A 16,367-nucleotide genomic window follows, 5' to 3' on the forward strand; every position below is an offset into this window, starting at 1 on the left:
ACACGCGCCGAAGCGCACGTGGCCGTCGTGCCGTTCGCTCAGCTCTGCGGTCGCGCTGCCAGTGCCGCGGGCAACACGACGTTCATCAGGTGATCGGCGCGCGACAGCAGGTCGGTCACGCGCGCGTCGAGCCCGCGCAGTTGCGCGGGCTGTATCCGGATCTGCTGGACGGCCTGCCCGACGATGTTGCGGCGGTCGAACAGCGTGCGCTCGACGCCTGCGTCGTCCGGCACGCGCACGACGTCCGCCACCGCGCTCAGCGCCGCGAGCACGACCACAAGGTTTTCTTCCGCATGGCGAACCTTCGCGGCAAGCTCCTCGGTGCGACGCGGGAAGAAGCCGAGCGATTGCTTGAGCGCGCCGAGCGCCGCGCGGTAGTCGACATGGCTCGACGCCGCGCCGAACCAGCGTTCGAACATGCCGGCCTTGCGCGTCGCCTGCGCGAGCAGGCCGGCCATCATGTCGGCCGCGCCGAGTTCGTTGAATTCGCGCGTCGTCGCCGCGACGGCTTCGACGAGGTTGCCCGCCGTCTCCAGCGCACCGTCGCCGATCGTCGCGACCGTCGCAAGCTTGAGCGGCACCAGTTGCCGGATGTGCCGCTCGATGCGCGGCGCGAAGTCGGGATAGAGATTCGGGAAGCTCGCCTGCGCGGCGCGGAAGCACGCTTCGAGCAGCGGGTGGTTCGACTCGCCGAACAGCGCGCGGCCAATCGCATCGGCGGGCGCCGCGCGCACGGCCTTGTCGGACGCCGGCCCGAAGTCGAGCGCCTGCGGCGCCGGCCGGTCGGGCACACGCGCGGCCGGCACACCGGCCGTGGACGGCGCGTCGAACGCAAGACGCCCGGGCGTGCGCTCGGGCGTCGTATCGAACTCGAGCCGCTTCGGCTCGTCGGACGGATTCGTCATCGCTGCATCCTGCCCGGCGCTGCGGTTTCCCTCACGCCGGGCTGCCGCCAGTCAGACCGCGCCGCCGTACGCGCGCACGAAGTCGCCGAGGCCGCGGTTGTAGCCGGCGCCGACCGCCTTGAACATGAAGTGGCCGTCGCGGCGATAGAAGCTGCCGACCTGCACCGACGTCTCCATCGAGAAATCTTCCTCAAGCGCATACTTCGCGATCATCGTACCCGACACCTCGTCGGCGATCTGGATGTAGCTGTTGCGAACCTGTCCGAAATTCTGGCGGCGCGCTTCGGCCTGGTCGATCGTCACGACCACCGAGATTTCCTCGACGTCGGCAGCAAGCTTCGTCATGTCGATGAAGATCACTTCATCGTCGCCGCCGCCGCTGCCCGTGCGGTTGTCACCGCTATGCACGACGCCCATGCACTTCGACGCCGGCATCCCGCGCTTCGGGAAATCGTCGCCCGGCTGGATGAAGGTTTCGTTACGGTCCATCGTACGCACTTCGCTGTTGTAGAACACGAAGTGCTGATCCGAGATCAGCTTCGGATTGGTCTGCGCATCGTACTTGCACAGGAACACCGACACGTCGAGATCGAAATCCGTGCCCGTGTCCGTCGCATTTGCGTCCCAACCGAGACCGATGCGGAATTTCTGCGTGCCGGGCGCTTCCTTCGACAGGTTGACGCGACCGCCTTTCGACAAATTGATCATCTGAACCTCTTCTGCTGGAACCGCCGTTGCGCCGGCGGCAATGCCGGGCCGCCGTGCGCGGCCCCTCGTTGATGGTGTCCGTGCCGCGCGTATTACTTGCCCGCCACGGCGGTCCGGTCTTCCTTGCGTTGCACGACGATCGACGACCACACGGCCGCCGCGATCATCGCCGCACCGATCAGGCCCGTGACGACCTCGGGCACCTCGAACTTCACGCCGAGGAACATGATCGTTGCGAGCGCACCGATCGCCCAGAACGCGCCGTGTTCGAGAAAGCGATACTGCGCGAGCGTGCCCTTCTTCAGCAGCACGAGCGTCATCTCCCGGATGTAGGCCGCGCCGACGCCGAGGCCGAGCGCGATCAGGAAGATGTTGTTCGACAGCGCGAACGCGCCGATCACGCCGTCGAAGCTGAACGACGAATCGAGCACTTCGAGATACATGAAGCCCGCGACGCCTTCGCGCACCACGCGCGTGCCGGTGTCCTCGCCGCCGATCAGGTCGCCGATGCCGTGCGCAATCACGAAGCTGATCACGCCGAACGCGCCCGCGAGCAGGAAGCTGACCTGCTCGGCCGCCGGCACATAGAACGACGCGACGATCACGATCGCGAGCGTCAGCGCCACTTCCAGCGCCGTGATGCGGCCGAGATGGCGCATCGGGCCTTCGAGGAAACCGATCCAGTGTTCGTCCTTCTCGGTGTCGAGCATGAACTTGAAGAACACCATCAGCAGGAACGCGCCGCCGAACGCCGACACCTGGTGATGCGCGGAGGTCAGAATCGCAGCGTACTTCTCCGGCGATTCGATCGCGAGCGTCAGCGCATCCCACATTCCGATGTGGCCGATCACCGCGACGATCAGCAGCGGGAACACGAGCCGCATGCCGAACACGGCAACCGGCAGGCCGAACACCATGAAGCGGTTGCGCCACTTCTCCGACCAGTTCTTGAGCACCGATGCATTGACGACCGCGTTGTCGAGCGACAGCGAAATTTCGAGCACGCACAGGACCGCGACGATCAGCATGTCCTTTACGCCGCCGAGGAGATAGGCCGCGACCAGCGCAAGCACCGTGAGCGACAGCGGGATCTTGAAGTCTTTCAACATGATGGGGTAATCGAGTTTTGAAAAAGGGGCATGCGGGCCGCGCTTACTTCGCGCGCACCCAGTCGCAGAATTCCTGCGTGATCAACTGTTCATAGATCTGTTCGTCGCTGAGATCGAGCGACTCGAGATGCAGGAAGCCGACGTTCGGCATTTCGTCCGCGACTTCCGCGAGGAAGCCGAATTCGTTCGGATCGCCGACGCCGACGAGCGACCAGTACAGCGGAAAGTGCTGAGACTCGGCCATCAACTGGCGCACGCGCTTGCGGTCGTTCTTCGGGTTCTGCCCGTCGGTGACGAACAGCACCCATGCGGGCAGGTGGCCGTTCACCGGTGCGGAGGCGGCCGGCGCGGGTGCTTCGTCCGCGCCGCCGAACAGCCGGCTCAGGAAGCCGCGCTTTTCTTCGCGCTTCGGCTCCGGCGCGCGGAAGAAGAAGTCGACGATGTCGTTCATCACCGGCGCGTACTGCGTGCCGCCCCACTTGTCGATCCGGGCTTCGAGCACGTGATCGGAGATATATGAGCCGTAGTTGTCCGGCGTCGCGGTCGGCAGGCGGTCGTAGCCTTCGGTGAAGGTCCACGTATCGACTTCGCCGTTGTCGTCGAACTTCAGTGCGATGGCGAGGATCCTGTCGTGCGTCTCCTGGATCACGCCCGACTGGTAAAGCGGCTTCGCGGAGCCCGAGATGTCGAGCGCCGCGCCGACACGCACGACGGGCGGCTTCAGGATCTGGCGTTTTTCGAGGACGATCGCGACCTTCGCCGCGCGTTTCTCAAGCGTAATCATGCGGTGTTCCTTAGTTATGCTTCGGAGCGAATCGGGTGATCAGGTCCTGTTCGAGCTGGCGCAGGCGCGGCGCGTCCTGCTCACGCTGGCGCTTGCCGTCGGCGATGATCTGCGTGACGTCGTCGAATGCGCCGAACAGCTGCTGCTGCGCGTATTCGAACGTGTCGGTCGAGATCACCGGGCGCTGGCCGAGCTTCGCGACTTCCTGCGCGTTCTGGCGATTCAGGTCGGCCTGCGCGCGGATCGCCTCGTCGGCCGCGTCGTATGTCGCGTTCGCGAGCGCCGCCGCGCGCTTCGTGCCGAGCTGCTCGAGGTAGAGCGCGAACGCGTTGGTCCACGCGGGGATCAGCACGGTCTTGATCGTCATGAACTTCGACGTCAGCGTGCGTTTCTGGTCCTGCTCCATCCGGATCTGCGGCGCGAGCTGCTTCGACATCAGCATCGCGCGGTCGAGGTCGTCGAGCTTGCTTTCGAGCGCGTCGACCTTGCGCTTGACGTCGAGCAGGCGCTGCGCGGCGAACGCGTCGTCCGCCGGCTGCAGGCCGGCCGCGAGATGCGCGCGCAGCGTCGCGAGCGCCGATTCGCCGTGCGCCTTCGACTGCGCGAGCTCCTGGTGCAGCGCGTAGTTGTCGTTGTACATCCGCTCGAGCTCGTCGATGCCGGCCTTCTGGCGCTGCGCATGGTTTTCGAGCTCGACGACGAGCGTATCCATCCGCTTGCTCACCGACTCGTATTGCGACAGCAGCTTTTCCTTGGTCGAGCGGAACAGCCGCGTGACTTGCGTGATGAAGCCGCCCTTGTCGGCACCGCGCGGGTCGAGTCCTTTCGCGGTCGAGATCAGTTCGTTGAGCTTGTCGCCGAACTGGTCGGCGTCGGACGCACGGACGCTCGCGAGTATCTGCTGGGAAAAGGCGGCGATCCGCGTACCCTGCGTCGCACCGAGCTGGTCGATCTCGTCGACGGTGATCAGGCGCGCGTGCTCCGTCGGCTGCGCTGCCGGCACGACGGCGGCGGCAGGCACTGCGACGGGTGACAAAGACGGGGTGGAAGGACGATCGCTGACCGCATCGGATTTCTTGTCATCGAATAGCGGCTTCATGTGGCTACCACGTTTCCTTTTCTGCTTTTTGCTACGTGTTGTCGTGCGCGCGAGGCGCGCTTCCGCGATTGCCGTCGTGCTCTCTCACTGGCGGCAGACGGACAATAAATGGCGACGGTGCGATGCGTCAAGGGAGGTCAATCTTTCATTTTCAATACACATTGTAATGTGGACGATCGGAAATCCCGATGCGTGCTCCGGGAGGACGCGGGCAAACCCCTTGATGGAGTGAGAATCCGGATTTGGCGGGTGGCCCGGAAAGCGCCAAATAGAAAGTGTTTTGAAAGAAATCGCCTTGCGCTATTCCGCTGATTGTTACAGATTGCTTAATGCCGCACGCTGTCGCGACTCATCAGGTGGCGTACCCGTCGATATGCGGACCTGCGGCCGTATCGCACCAATCACCCTGCGTCGGTCCTACTCTGAATAACCTTGCGTTGCCGGACCCGCATCGTGACGACGGCCACACCGCGGCAAGTACGCGTTGTTTCCGCCGCGTGCGCGGAACCAGTCCCTTGCTTGCGTCAATCGGTGTGAGTTTCGACGGTGCAACGACCACCACTGCGGTCGGATGTTCGATGTCGGTCGTTCCGACAAGATTGTCGCCATGACGATTGAGACGAATCCAACGCGTCTGACAAGGGTGAAGCGGTGCATGGATGTTCCAGATCGAACCGGTCAACCACGCGGACCAGTCCGGCACTCCGTCGAACTGGAGCGCTGCTGTCGTGCCACGTAGTGAATTTCTCGAGGCGAGCGATCCGGCAATTCATTCCCGCCCGGACGACGCCAGACTCGAAATCAGCGTCGCGCCGCACGATGTCTTGTGACCGTCGAAAGCGGCGGGTTTTCCGTCGATGATGACCTGCGGATCGCCTTCGGCGATAAAGCACGCCTGATGCCCTGAGATCGGGCAGACGCACGTATCACCGAGTCGGGCGACCGGCCGCCCCATCACTTCACTGACCGCGCTGCCGGTCACGACCTGACCTCCGTGGCTCGTCGCATCGCCGACCCGAATGATTCCGCGCATGCGCGCTCCTTATTCCGAATAACCTTGCGACGCCGGCCGCGCATCGTGACGGCGCCCCCACCACGGCAAGTACGCGTTGTTTTCGCCACGTGCACGGAACCAGTCCTTGCCTGCGTCGATCGGCGTCAGCTTCGAAGGCGCGACGACCACCACCGCGGTCGGATGCTCGATGTCGGTTGTTCCGGCTACGAGCACGTTTCCGCCGAGATGATTCGCTCGGCCGATCGCCAGCGCCACATCGGTCAGCGCCGCACCGGCGCCCATGTCACCGAGCAACGCCGACGTATTGAAAGTCTGCGTACGGAAATCGTATTCCGGCAGCACTTCCGTCAGCGTCTGCGACAGTGCGGCAATTCGTGTCGATGCGACATCGCTACCCTTGCCCGCGTCGTGCACGATGTAATTTACCGACGACACCGGCACGCCTGCATTACTCGCCGCCGTATCGATCGTCGACTTCCATGCCTGTACCGCACGGCTCGCGCCTTGCTTCGCTTCGAAATCCTTGACGTTACTTCGTGCAGCTTTACCGATCCAAGCAAGTGGCTCACGCTCGGTCTTCAGATCCGGGCCAGCGAGGAACAGCACCACCATGTTCTCGTTGATCTGTTCGTCCTTCGGCGGGAAACTGGGTGCATCCCAGTTCATCACCCACGCGCTTTTGTCGGGGTGGGCGGCCAGATAGTCCAGTGCCGCGTTCAGCGATGTAAAGCCGGCATTCCCCTGCCCCGATGTCACATGCACATCGGGCGGTGTGTTGTGGCTCCATAAATTTTTGGCGGACGGATTCCCTATTTCGAAAAAATTAACAATCTGATCTCGCAAATGTGATGCCGCCAATCCTGGATCGAGTCGACCAGAGGGAATTGCCAGCTCGACATGCATGCCAGCCAATTCTCGCCACTTCTTCTGACTATCCGAGCCAACCGTGTAAAAATAATCCTCATTCGTGAAATATCGAGTCCGAAAAAGTATCAGCAACTCATTGACATACTTCTTATAGAATCCGGAAAACGATTCACGCCCCCAGCGGCCATCGGCCACGATAGAAATCGGTTGCAATGTTGAATACTTTTTGGGACTAGTACGAACCATATCATCGTTGACATTCGGCTTTACCAGGCCAAGCGTCCACAATATCTGCCACTCGGCGCTGTAATCCTTGCGCTGCAGCGGATTCATCCAGCCAAGCCCGACGACCTGAGCAACGAATGGTCTGGACGCCCCGGCTCCGATGGCTGGAGCCGCCTTCTCGTTCAATGAAGCCGCAACTGCCCGCGGCCCCGCAATCACCGTTGCAAATGCGAATACCATAATTGCCACAAGCCCTGGAACCAGGACTAACCGCTTCATCAGAGTTCCCATGTTCAACAATGCTCCTGTCCCCTCATCAGACGAAACCAATATCAAAACCGACACACTCAACGCAAGAAGCAATGCACCGCCGGCGACTCCGAATCGACGAGGCCATGTAGCAATGGCCGATCTCATAAAATGCCTCCAAACTTCAGGAAAAATCCACCATCTCTTTCGTCGCGTATCTTGGAAGGCATTTTTGCATGATCGTCCTTAATAACCCAATCCTGTAAAAATAATTTTTCACACTTTCCCGTTGAAATGTACTCCGCCATCTTACCATTCTGACCATCATCACCCAAACCCTGAGCAAATCGCCAATCGGCCTGAACCCTGATTTCACCTAAATCCATCTCAGTCAAATAGCAAAGCCCAATTGCCACATCATAAGCCAACGCGTTTTCAGCATGGTCTTTGTTGGTCATGATGGTCGAATGGTTGGTAGGGTTATTTTTGTTCCCACCGTTCAGAATCTGAAAGATCTCATTGTTCCTCCATTCGGTATAGTCAGCACTCGCTGCCCCCGGATTGTCCTCTCCGACCACATTTCCATTCTTGTCGACCCAGCGACGATTTCCGGATCTCCGCGCTTCCATACGGAGAATGGAATGATCTTCGTATCGCTGAGCGGCCTCGGATGCGACATCCCCCTTCGCTTTCAGCGAGTCCCCCTCGGTCGCGAATTTTTCTGACTTCACATCGAAGTTGTCGTATGGATCGTCATCCCGCTTGCTTTCCTTACCAGCATCGCGCGCGGCCGACGGCGGATCGTAACCCTCGTTGAAGCGCCCTTCCTCGATCGGCTTCCCGTCAGCATCGCAAGCGCCTGAAGGCTTGTCGTAGCGCAACGCCTGCGGCTCGAAGCGTGTTTCCTTGTCGAGCATCGGCGCCGTAATCGGGATTTCCCAATCTTTCGGCGGATCGGCATTGACCTTCATGTCCGTCAAATTGAACAGATAGAGGGCCGGGCTCGTTACAAGCGTGATGAATTTCGTGAACAACCCTTCATTGGAATGCATGCCCCGTCCGAGACCATACCGTGCAGGCGGTGACGGTGGATACCAGAAACCCTCCTTCTCGTTCTTGTCCTTCCGCCAGTCATCCTGCCAATACCGGTAAAGCTTGTTCTCGCCGCCTACCTGGAAATTCGATGCAAACACACGTTGCGAGAAAACGCCCCACCCGTTTGTCGCATTGATCTCGTCGATACACATGCCGCGCCAGCCGATTCCCTGGACGGTCAGTGCGGAAATCACCTGGTCGTGCGGGCAGCAGTACAACGTCACTCTCCCGTAGGTGTTTTTCTGGTACAACCCGTGCGCCTCTCGGTCCTTGGCTGCGCTATACGGTTTCCCGCCGTTCTTCGACGGTCGCGCGTTTTCCATCGCGCGATCGAGATCCTCTGCAGGCATCTCCAGATCGGCCCGGGCGCGAAGGATATCGAAGTACTCCCGTAGCGTTTCCTTGCGCGCGACATAGGTCTCGCGCCCCACGTGCCCGTCCTTGTCGCGGACCCCGCGCTGCGCCCAGGTGTCGGTCATGTTGCTTTCCACGAGGCTGTACGGGGGATTGGCGAGAACATAAGTGTCCGCAACGCAGCGCCCGCTCTTGCCCCACTGATCCGTTACCTCGGGCAAACGGTCTCCAAGGAATGCGGCGGCGAGACCGATCATGTTTCCCTGGCTATGGCACACGATCGTGATCGGCGCGTCAGCCTGTCTCTTGCGAATCGATTCGACCAGGCGCGCGAGCCGCAGTGCCCCAAGCACGCCGTAAGTACGCGGCGGAGTCGAGTAGATCTTGCGATTGCCGATGCCATTCATGTGCTGCACGGTCAGCCACAGGAAGAGCCGGTCGTTCAATCCGTCGTTCCATAGGTCCGGCAGGCTTGTACACCCGCCCGCGAACGGCCCACCGCCCCAGTAGTTCTTTTCGTTGAGCATGATCTTGTCGCCATACTCCTTCAGCTCCTCCGCGTTCGCGGAATAGCCCCACCGAAAATGAATGACGGGCGAAAAGGACGGATCAGGCTTGATGTACGTCTTCGAGGACATTTCCGGATTCAGGAATCCGTCAGGCGTCAGGCTGTCGATATAACTGACCGGCGTCATCTGCCCGGCCACCGGCCCGCAGTGAAACAACTGATCGTCATAACGCCCCATGCGCCGGTTCAATCCGTCGCACAGTCCTTTCTCGGCCTCCTTGAACCATTCGCCCTCCGAATTCACCCCGTGGACGAAAATGACGACGCCCGGCAGCGGCATCTGCATCACGCATTGAAGGTCGTTGCGGTTGAACAGCGTCGTCCCCACTCCACCGCCCACCGGCATCTGCGACGGATCGGTCGTCGGCGTCTGCCCGTTCGCGTCTTGCGCAAAGTCAAAGTTATAGTTGGACATGTTGTTTTTCTTGAAGACTCAGCTCAGGTTCTCGACTTGAAAAAGCGAACCGCCAATTGTTCGAACTGATCGCTGCTGACCGGCGACAGCTTGCCTTGCGCGTCGGTCTTCCCCTTGATCAACTCGCCCGACGCCTTCCGCACCTCGGCCTCCATGCCCTCGACCGGTTGCCCGTCGGTGGCCCTGACCAGCTTCGGCACCCGCCCAAGCGAGCCCTGATCGAACTTCGGAAAATCGGCGCTCATGCTCGCCGGCCCGGCCCACGTGTGCGATGCGGATTTGACGGTAAAACTCCCCGGACATCCGAGCTCGATATCCCCGCCATGCAGCTTCAGATACGCGCCGCCCGACGTCACGAACACGACCTGCTCGCTGGCCATGCCCGCGAGCTTCCCGCCTCCCGCCGTCATCTGGATGTTTTTCGCCGAATCGATCTGCGTATCGTCGTTCTGGCTCTGCAGCGCAACCTTCCCCCGATTGGCTATCGCAGAAACCCCTTCGCTGTGCGCGAACATCGCCACACCATGCCCGGCCTGCAGGTTGATCCGCTGCCCGCTCGTGTATTGCAGGTGGTTCTGCGCGACGACATCGACGTTACCGCCCGCATGGGTCGTGACGGTCTTCGGCGTCGCCATGCTGATCCCAGCGGGCGCGGTGATCCCGATCGCCGCCACCGACGCGCCTGACGACTCGCCGCCCCCGGACGCTTCCCCGTTCGGCCAGCCTTTCACCGTCGTCATGAGCGCATCGTGCGGCTGCGTATCCGGTGCAACACCCTGATGCTGGCCCGCATAGTCGCCGAGACTCTTGAACAATTCGACGCATTCCTGCATCAGTTGCAGATACTCATCCCGCGCGAGGTGACCGTCACTCGCACGCAGCCGTTCCCAGGCCGAGATCAGCATCGCCTTGCCGCTGCGAATCGCGACGTGCGCATCGCTGCGCAATTCGGCGCCTTCGCCACGCGCCGCGCCCTGGCCGTTATCGCGCGGCTGTGTCAGATAGCCGAGGTTCAACTGGCTGTACGCGTGCTCGCTCGCCAGCTGGCTGCTGATCTGCCCCGGCGTATCGTCGAAGCGGATCTGGTTGTATCGCTGCCCCTTGATTTCCTTCGTCTTCGTACCGGACAGATAGCGGTTGCCCGGCAGCGCACCGGTATGGCTGAAGGTCGCCGGCATGTTCGGCCCGTTGGCCAGCACGCCCATTACGACGAGCCGGTCCGGATCGCCGCCGATATGGCCGATCAGCACCTCCATGCCGACGCGCGGCAAGGTATTCGCGCCGAAGCTCGGCCCGGCGAGCGCGCAGGCGACGCGTACCGGCGCGCTGTCGGACGGCGTGCCGCTCGTCCCGGCGCCCTGCGCGTGCGCGTGATCGTCTGCGTTCAGCCCCTGGATCCGCACACGGATGCGGCCCATTTCATCGCAAAACACCTCCTCTCCCTGCGGCCCGACGACGACGGCCGTCATCGGATGCACGGGCGGCAGGTCGACATGGGGATCGTAGGCAGGCGTCAGCGGCACGCCGCGCCGAACGCACGAGAACGTGTTCTCGTAGCGCGTGTCGCTTTCATCGCCCGGCTTGCTGCTCACATCGGTCGGCACGGCGTTGAACAGCACGCGGCTTGCCGCGAACAGCGACTGCGCGCGCTCGTTCAGTTCCTTCGGCAGGTTGTTCCGCACGCGATGATGAAGCGACGTGACGACGAACTGCCGCTGCTCGGCCGGCAACGTATCGAGTTGCGGATGCTCGGCGAGCGCAAACCAGTGACCCACGGCCAGATCGCGCACATTGCTCACGCCGTCGACGGATTCGGCGCGCAGCTCGTGCGCAAGCATCCGGTCCTTGCCGATCCGGTCGAGGTCCGACGACGAATTTCCAGCGTGCGGGATATCGATGACGGCGTCGGCCAGCAAATGCCCGAGGTCATTGCCGCCGTCGCCCTGGTCGACGATCGTCGCCTGCTCGGTTTGGGACATCCGGCCGCTCTTGTAATCCCACGTCGGCCGGACGATCTTGCCCGGAATCAACCTGCGGCTCGTCGCCCACAGCGTGATCGAATCGCGCTCTTCGGTGGCTGCATCGCGGTGGTAACGGACGGTGCCGGCAACCGTCTCCGGCAGCTTCATCGAGTCGTCGGCAAAGACAAGCGTATGCACCGGCGTGTCGTTCGCATTGCCGTTCGCCCGCTCGCCCGCCTTGCCCGCCTTGACGAATACGGTCGCACCGTCCCGCCGCAGCAGCCGCCGGATGAAGTGCGCATCCGACTCGTTGACCTGCCGCGTGAGTTCGCGTGCCGGGTAACGCTCGCCTTGCAGGCCGGACAGATCGAATTCGAATGCGCCGGCGAGCGCGGAGCTGCGCTGGCGCCACTCCTGAAGCAGCACCGCAAGGATGTCGGGCAGGCTCTTGGTGCGAAACAGTCGCGAGTTCGTCCGCCGCTCCATCACGGACAGCACGTCGCGAATCGTCAACTGGTAGCAGGTCAGGGCCCCGTCCGACTGTCCGGTACGAACGTCGGTGACGATACCGTTGATGGTGTGGAGACGCCCGCGATCGGTCGTCATCTCGACGGAGACAGGTAGCCCGATGAAGCTGCGGATCGGGAGATCGGCACGTGCGGACACGCAGGTCAGATGCCCCTCGATGCCCGTCATCAATCCTTCCCGGACGTCGGCATACTGGAGGGCAAGCACCTGCTCGAGCGTCTTCTGGGCAGGCCCCCAGTTCATGCGAATCGGTCGTTTATTCTGATCGACAACCCCGGACGCAAATGCGCGTAGCAATTCGGCTGTATTCACAGCGTGACTCTCAGGATTTTGTTTTACTTCGTTATTCATCGGGCAACCACGCCCGCTGGTCCGTCCTGGGAGTGCCGCCCGTCTCGTTTTCGGCGAGCATATCAAATTGTCAGGGCGATGACGAACTTTTGAAGGATTTTAGAACCCCTTGAGCAAACCGTCTGACAGGGTTTTAAAATTTACAATCTTTCAAAGCAGTCGTAGTCGGTAACGAGCAGATATGCGGCCGGCATCTCGAACTGGCGGAGCAGCATATAGCCGGAAATGGCGAGACCGGAGCGCACGCCATCCACGAGCACATGCGTGCGTGACGGCCACGATTCGTACGGACCATCATGCGTTTCGAGCGTAAAGCGATCGACCGGCTTCATCGCCGCACCGGTGCCGGCGTGCCGCTTTCCCGATGCATCGCCGCATCAGTTCGCGGTCTTGCGATACAGCGCGACGTACCCCGCGAGCATCAGCAGAAGCGACCCGCTGACCCGGTTCAGCCACTTCTCCCCGGCCGCTTTCCATACGCGCACCGAATGCACGCCGAGCAGCGCGTAACCGGTCATCCCGATGACGTCGATAGCGACGATCGTCGCCGCAAGGATCGCGTATTGCGGCGCGATCGCGTGCGACCGGTCGACGAACTGCGGCAGCAGCGCGGACATGAACAGGTAGTACTTCGGGTTGCTCATCGCGACGAAAAAACTCTTCAGGAACGCGGTCCGGCGATCGGGCGTCGGGTGCTCGGGTTCCTGCGCCGCGGTGGAATGGCCGCTCGACATCAGCATCCGGATGCCGACATACGCGAGCCACGCCGCGCCGAGCAGCTTCAGCGTCACGAACGCCGTTTCCGACGCGTCGAGCAGCACGCCAAGGCCGAGCCCGACCAGCGCGACGAGCACGACGTCGGCGGTGACGGCGCCGAGCATGCCGACCATCGCGTGACGCAAGCCGTATCGCGAACCGTTGCTCATCGCAAGCAACACCGTCGGGCCGGGCGTCGCGACGCCGACGGACAGGATCAGGGCAAATGCGAGCAAGGCGGAGAGCGACATGGCGTGGCATTCCTTCAAAGGGAGCGGAGCGAACGGGTCGCATCGTCGGCATCGGCCACACGGGTTGCAATCGGCTCAGCCGATTTGTTACGACGAATGCGAACCGGCCAATGATCGCACGTCCGTTCCGATGCCTGCGCGGCGACTGTCGATGACGACGGATTTCTGATGGGCATGCAAGGGGGTGGCGAGCCGCCGCCAGAGTTTGCTATACTCTCGGACTTCCGGAGAGATGGATGAGTGGTTTAAGTCGCACGCCTGGAAAGCGTGTATAGGTTAATCGCCTATCGGGGGTTCGAATCCCCCTCTCTCCGCCAGAATGCAAGAAGCCCCTTGATTTCCCGACAAATCAAGGGGCTTTTCGTTTTGGGCGTTTGGGGCGCCGACACCCTCCCCATCCGCCCGCCTCCCGCATCACGGATGCCTGATGTAATCCACCAGCGCCCGCGTGTAATCATCCGGCCGCCGATCGCACAAACTCACCGCAATCGCCACCGCAAACCCCGCCGGCACGCCGAACACCCCCGAACTGATCGGCTCGATCCCGAACCACGTGCGCCCCGCGAACCCCGTCAACTGCGTGAAGTACGGATAGGTCGACACGATGTAGTACACGCACACCGCGAGCCCCGTCACCATCCCGGCGATCGCGCCGCGCGTCGTCGTGCGCTTCCAGAACACGCCGAGCACGAGCACCGGAAAGAAGCTCGATGCCGCCAGCGAGAACGCCGCGCCGACGAGAAACAAGATCTTCCCTGTATTGAGCGACGCGACATACGACGCGAACAGCGCGACGCCGAGCAGCAGCACCTTCGAGATCGTCACGCGCCGCTGGCTCGATGCGTCGGGTGCCACCATGCAGTAATAGACATCGTGCGACAGCGCGTTCGCGATCGTCAGCAGCAGCCCGTCCGCGGTCGACAGCGCGGCGGCAAGCGCGCCGGCCGCGATCAGCCCCGACACGACATACGGCAGCCCCGCGATCTCCGGCGCGGCCAGCACGACCATGTCCGGCTGCATCTGGATTTCCGACCAGTGCACGATGCCGTCGCGAATCACCTCGACGACGCTGATCAGGTCGGGTTCGAAGTGATGCCATTGCGTGACCCACGCCGGCAATTCGGCGAACGGCCGCCCGACAAGGTTCGCAAGGATCTCGTACTTGATCAGCACCGCGAGCACCGGCACGCTCAGGTAGAACAGCGCGATGAAGAACAGCGTCCAGCCGACCGAGCGGCGCGCCGACGCGACCGACGTGGTCGTGTTGTAGCGCGTCAGGATATGCGGCAGGCTCGCTGTGCCGAGCGACAGGCACATCAGCAGCGCGAGGAAATTCCGCTCGCGCGGCTTGCGTTCGTCGTCGCTCGCGGCGGGAAACGGCTCGTGCATCGGCACGGGCGGCTCTGCACGGGCCAGCAGATCGTCGCGCGCCTGCGTCCACGCGACGCGCGCCGCCGCCGGATCGCGCGGGAAGTCGGCCAGCTCGCGCTCGCGCTGGCTGATCTCGCGCAGCGGCCCGTTGTGGCGCCGCAAGTCGGCGAGCTGGTCGACGAGATGCCTGCGCGCGTCCGCATAGGACGTCGGCAACCGGTCGAGCCGCGTCTGGATGTCCGCGGCTTGCCGCCGATACGCGTCGCGCACCTGCTGCTCGTCGGCCGCATCCCGCACCTGCGCCTCGCGCGCCGCGACGCGCTCCATCAGCTTGCCGTAATTGAACTGCGGCACGGGGCCGAGCCCGTTCTTCATCGCGATCAGCGACACCGGAATCAGGATCGCGCTGATCAGGATGATGTACTGCGCGACCTGCGTCCACGTGACCGCGCGCATCCCGCCGAGAAACGAGCACACGAGAATGCCCGCGAGCCCGCAGAAGATCCCGATCGCGAAATCGACGCCGATGAAGCGCGTCGCGATCAACCCGATCCCCTGGATCTGCGCGACCAGGTACACGAACGAACACAGGATCGCCGCGCCGGCCGCCAGCGCGCGCACGGCCGTGCTCGAGAAGCGCGTGCCGAGAAAGTCGGGAATCGTATAGCGCGCGAGCTTGCGCACATAAGGCGCGAGCAGGAAGGCGACGAGGCAGAACCCGCCCGTCCAGCCCATCACGTACGCCAGCGCGTCGTAGCCGGTTGAGTACAGCGACCCGGCCAGGCCGATGAACGACGCGGCCGACAGCCAGTCGGCCGCCGTCGCCATCCCGTTGAACGCGGACGGCACGCGCCGCCCGGCCACGTAGTACTCGACGAGATCGGACGTGCGCGACAGCAGCCCGATCACCGCATACACGGCGATCGGCACGAACAGGAACACGTAGCCGATCCAGACACCGGAGCCGGTCGCGCGCTCGATCCGCCACATCAGCAGCACGAACCCGAGAAAACCCAGCGTGTAGAGCGCGTATGCGCGTATCAGTCGATGCGTCAGCATGAATCAGCGCCCGCCGTGCGCATTGCCGGTGCGCGCCGCATGGTCGTCGTACGCGCGGCGCAGCGTGCGGTCCGCGCGTTGCATCAGCCCGATGTAGACGACGATCAGCACGAGATACACGAGAATCGCGCCCTGCGCGCCGACATAGAACGGCAGGCTGAAGCCGGCAAACCGGACCCCGGCGAGCGCGGGCCCGAAGAACGGCACGATGAACGACACCGAGAAACCGATCGCCATCAGCACCGCGATCAACGCGACATTGAAGCGCCAGTAGCGCGCGTGGGCACGCGCAAGCGGCTCGGGAACGGGCGGCGGCGCGACAGGCGCCGGACGGGTCGGAACGGTCATGCCGTTATTTAGCAAAAAGCCCCTGCGCGGACAATCGGGATTGCCGCGCAGGGGCTCATGCGCGCGTGGCGCACGACAAGTGAGATCAGCGCACTTCGGCGAGCTGATCGAGGATGGCCGGATTCTCGAGCGTGGACGTGTCCTGCGTGATCGCCTCGCCCTTCGCAAGCGAGCGCAGCAGGCGCCGCATGATCTTGCCCGAGCGCGTCTTCGGCAGGTTGTCGCCGAAGCGGATGTCCTTCGGCTTCGCGATCGGCCCGATCTGCTTGCCGACCCAGTCGCGCAGCGTCTTCGCGAGCGCCGCCGCTTCCTCGCCCTCCGGACGCGAACGCTTCAGCACCACGAATGC

General features: G+C 62.8%; 13 protein-coding genes, 1 tRNA gene and 2 pseudogenes. 1 reads left to right on the plus strand and 15 read right to left on the minus strand.

Features of this window, described 5'->3' with window-relative positions:
- Positions 1-38 precede the first annotated feature (38 nt).
- From BT264_RS13810 to BT264_RS13865, 12 genes and pseudogenes are all read right to left on the minus strand, one after another.
- Positions 39-905: a hypothetical protein gene (locus tag BT264_RS13810; protein ID WP_072436948.1), complete on the minus strand. Its 867-nt coding sequence runs from the start codon at positions 903-905 to the stop codon at positions 39-41.
- Positions 906-956: 51 nt separating this feature from the next.
- On the minus strand, positions 957-1,613 hold the full coding sequence (locus tag BT264_RS13815) for a TerD family protein (protein WP_072436947.1): 657 nt from the start codon (positions 1,611-1,613) through the stop codon (positions 957-959).
- 92 nt (positions 1,614-1,705) lie between these two features.
- Positions 1,706-2,722: a DUF475 domain-containing protein gene (locus BT264_RS13820; RefSeq protein WP_072436946.1), complete on the minus strand. Its 1,017-nt coding sequence runs from the start codon at positions 2,720-2,722 to the stop codon at positions 1,706-1,708.
- A gap of 43 nt (positions 2,723-2,765) precedes the next feature.
- On the minus strand, positions 2,766-3,506 hold the full coding sequence (locus tag BT264_RS13825) for a VWA domain-containing protein (RefSeq protein ID WP_072436945.1): 741 nt from the start codon (positions 3,504-3,506) through the stop codon (positions 2,766-2,768).
- Between the two features lie 10 nt (positions 3,507-3,516).
- On the minus strand, positions 3,517-4,605 hold the full coding sequence (locus BT264_RS13830) for a toxic anion resistance protein (protein WP_072436944.1): 1,089 nt from the start codon (positions 4,603-4,605) through the stop codon (positions 3,517-3,519).
- Between the two features lie 417 nt (positions 4,606-5,022).
- Positions 5,023-5,197, minus strand: a pseudogene (locus BT264_RS39900) (virulence factor); the annotation flags it as partial.
- Positions 5,198-5,374: 177 nt separating this feature from the next.
- Complete coding sequence (locus tag BT264_RS13840) at positions 5,375-5,638, minus strand: PAAR domain-containing protein (protein WP_072436943.1); 264 nt, start codon at positions 5,636-5,638, stop codon at positions 5,375-5,377.
- 9 nt (positions 5,639-5,647) lie between these two features.
- A complete protein-coding gene (locus BT264_RS13845) occupies positions 5,648-7,129 on the minus strand; it encodes a virulence factor (RefSeq protein ID WP_110281456.1) in 1,482 nt (493 codons plus the stop codon).
- On the minus strand, positions 7,126-9,393 hold the full coding sequence (locus BT264_RS13850; protein WP_072436942.1) for a T6SS effector phospholipase Tle3 domain-containing protein: 2,268 nt from the start codon (positions 9,391-9,393) through the stop codon (positions 7,126-7,128). The genes BT264_RS13845 and BT264_RS13850 overlap by 4 nt, the downstream gene beginning before the upstream one ends.
- Positions 9,394-9,416: 23 nt before the next feature.
- Positions 9,417-12,194 (minus strand): type VI secretion system Vgr family protein, encoded by a 2,778-nt coding sequence (locus BT264_RS13855; RefSeq protein ID WP_072436941.1) that lies wholly within the window; start codon positions 12,192-12,194, stop codon positions 9,417-9,419.
- 179 nt (positions 12,195-12,373) lie between these two features.
- Entirely contained in the window at positions 12,374-12,565 is a 192-nt protein-coding gene (locus BT264_RS13860) for a hypothetical protein (RefSeq protein ID WP_256260626.1), read from the minus strand.
- 45 nt (positions 12,566-12,610) lie between these two features.
- The gene (locus BT264_RS13865) at positions 12,611-13,240 is read right to left on the minus strand and encodes a LysE family translocator (protein WP_072436940.1); all 630 of its coding nucleotides are present in this window, start codon (positions 13,238-13,240) and stop codon (positions 12,611-12,613) included.
- A 226-nt stretch (positions 13,241-13,466) separates the two neighbouring features.
- Between BT264_RS13865 and BT264_RS13870 the strand changes: the two genes are divergently transcribed.
- Positions 13,467-13,557 (plus strand) — tRNA-Ser (locus BT264_RS13870).
- Between the two features lie 97 nt (positions 13,558-13,654).
- On the opposite strand, the gene BT264_RS13875 is transcribed toward BT264_RS13870, so the two are convergent.
- The 3 genes and pseudogenes from BT264_RS13875 to BT264_RS13885 form a co-directional block, all read right to left on the minus strand.
- Entirely contained in the window at positions 13,655-15,670 is a 2,016-nt protein-coding gene (locus BT264_RS13875; protein WP_072436939.1) for a sodium:solute symporter family protein, read from the minus strand.
- Between the two features lie 3 nt (positions 15,671-15,673).
- Positions 15,674-16,018 (minus strand): DUF4212 domain-containing protein, encoded by a 345-nt coding sequence (locus BT264_RS13880; RefSeq protein WP_034183498.1) that lies wholly within the window; start codon positions 16,016-16,018, stop codon positions 15,674-15,676.
- 85 nt (positions 16,019-16,103) lie between these two features.
- Positions 16,104-16,367, minus strand: a pseudogene (locus tag BT264_RS13885) (acetyl-coenzyme A synthetase); the annotation flags it as partial.

It is taken from the genome of Burkholderia sp. NFPP32 (assembly GCF_900119325.1).
GTDB lineage: Bacteria > Pseudomonadota > Gammaproteobacteria > Burkholderiales > Burkholderiaceae > Burkholderia > Burkholderia pyrrocinia_C.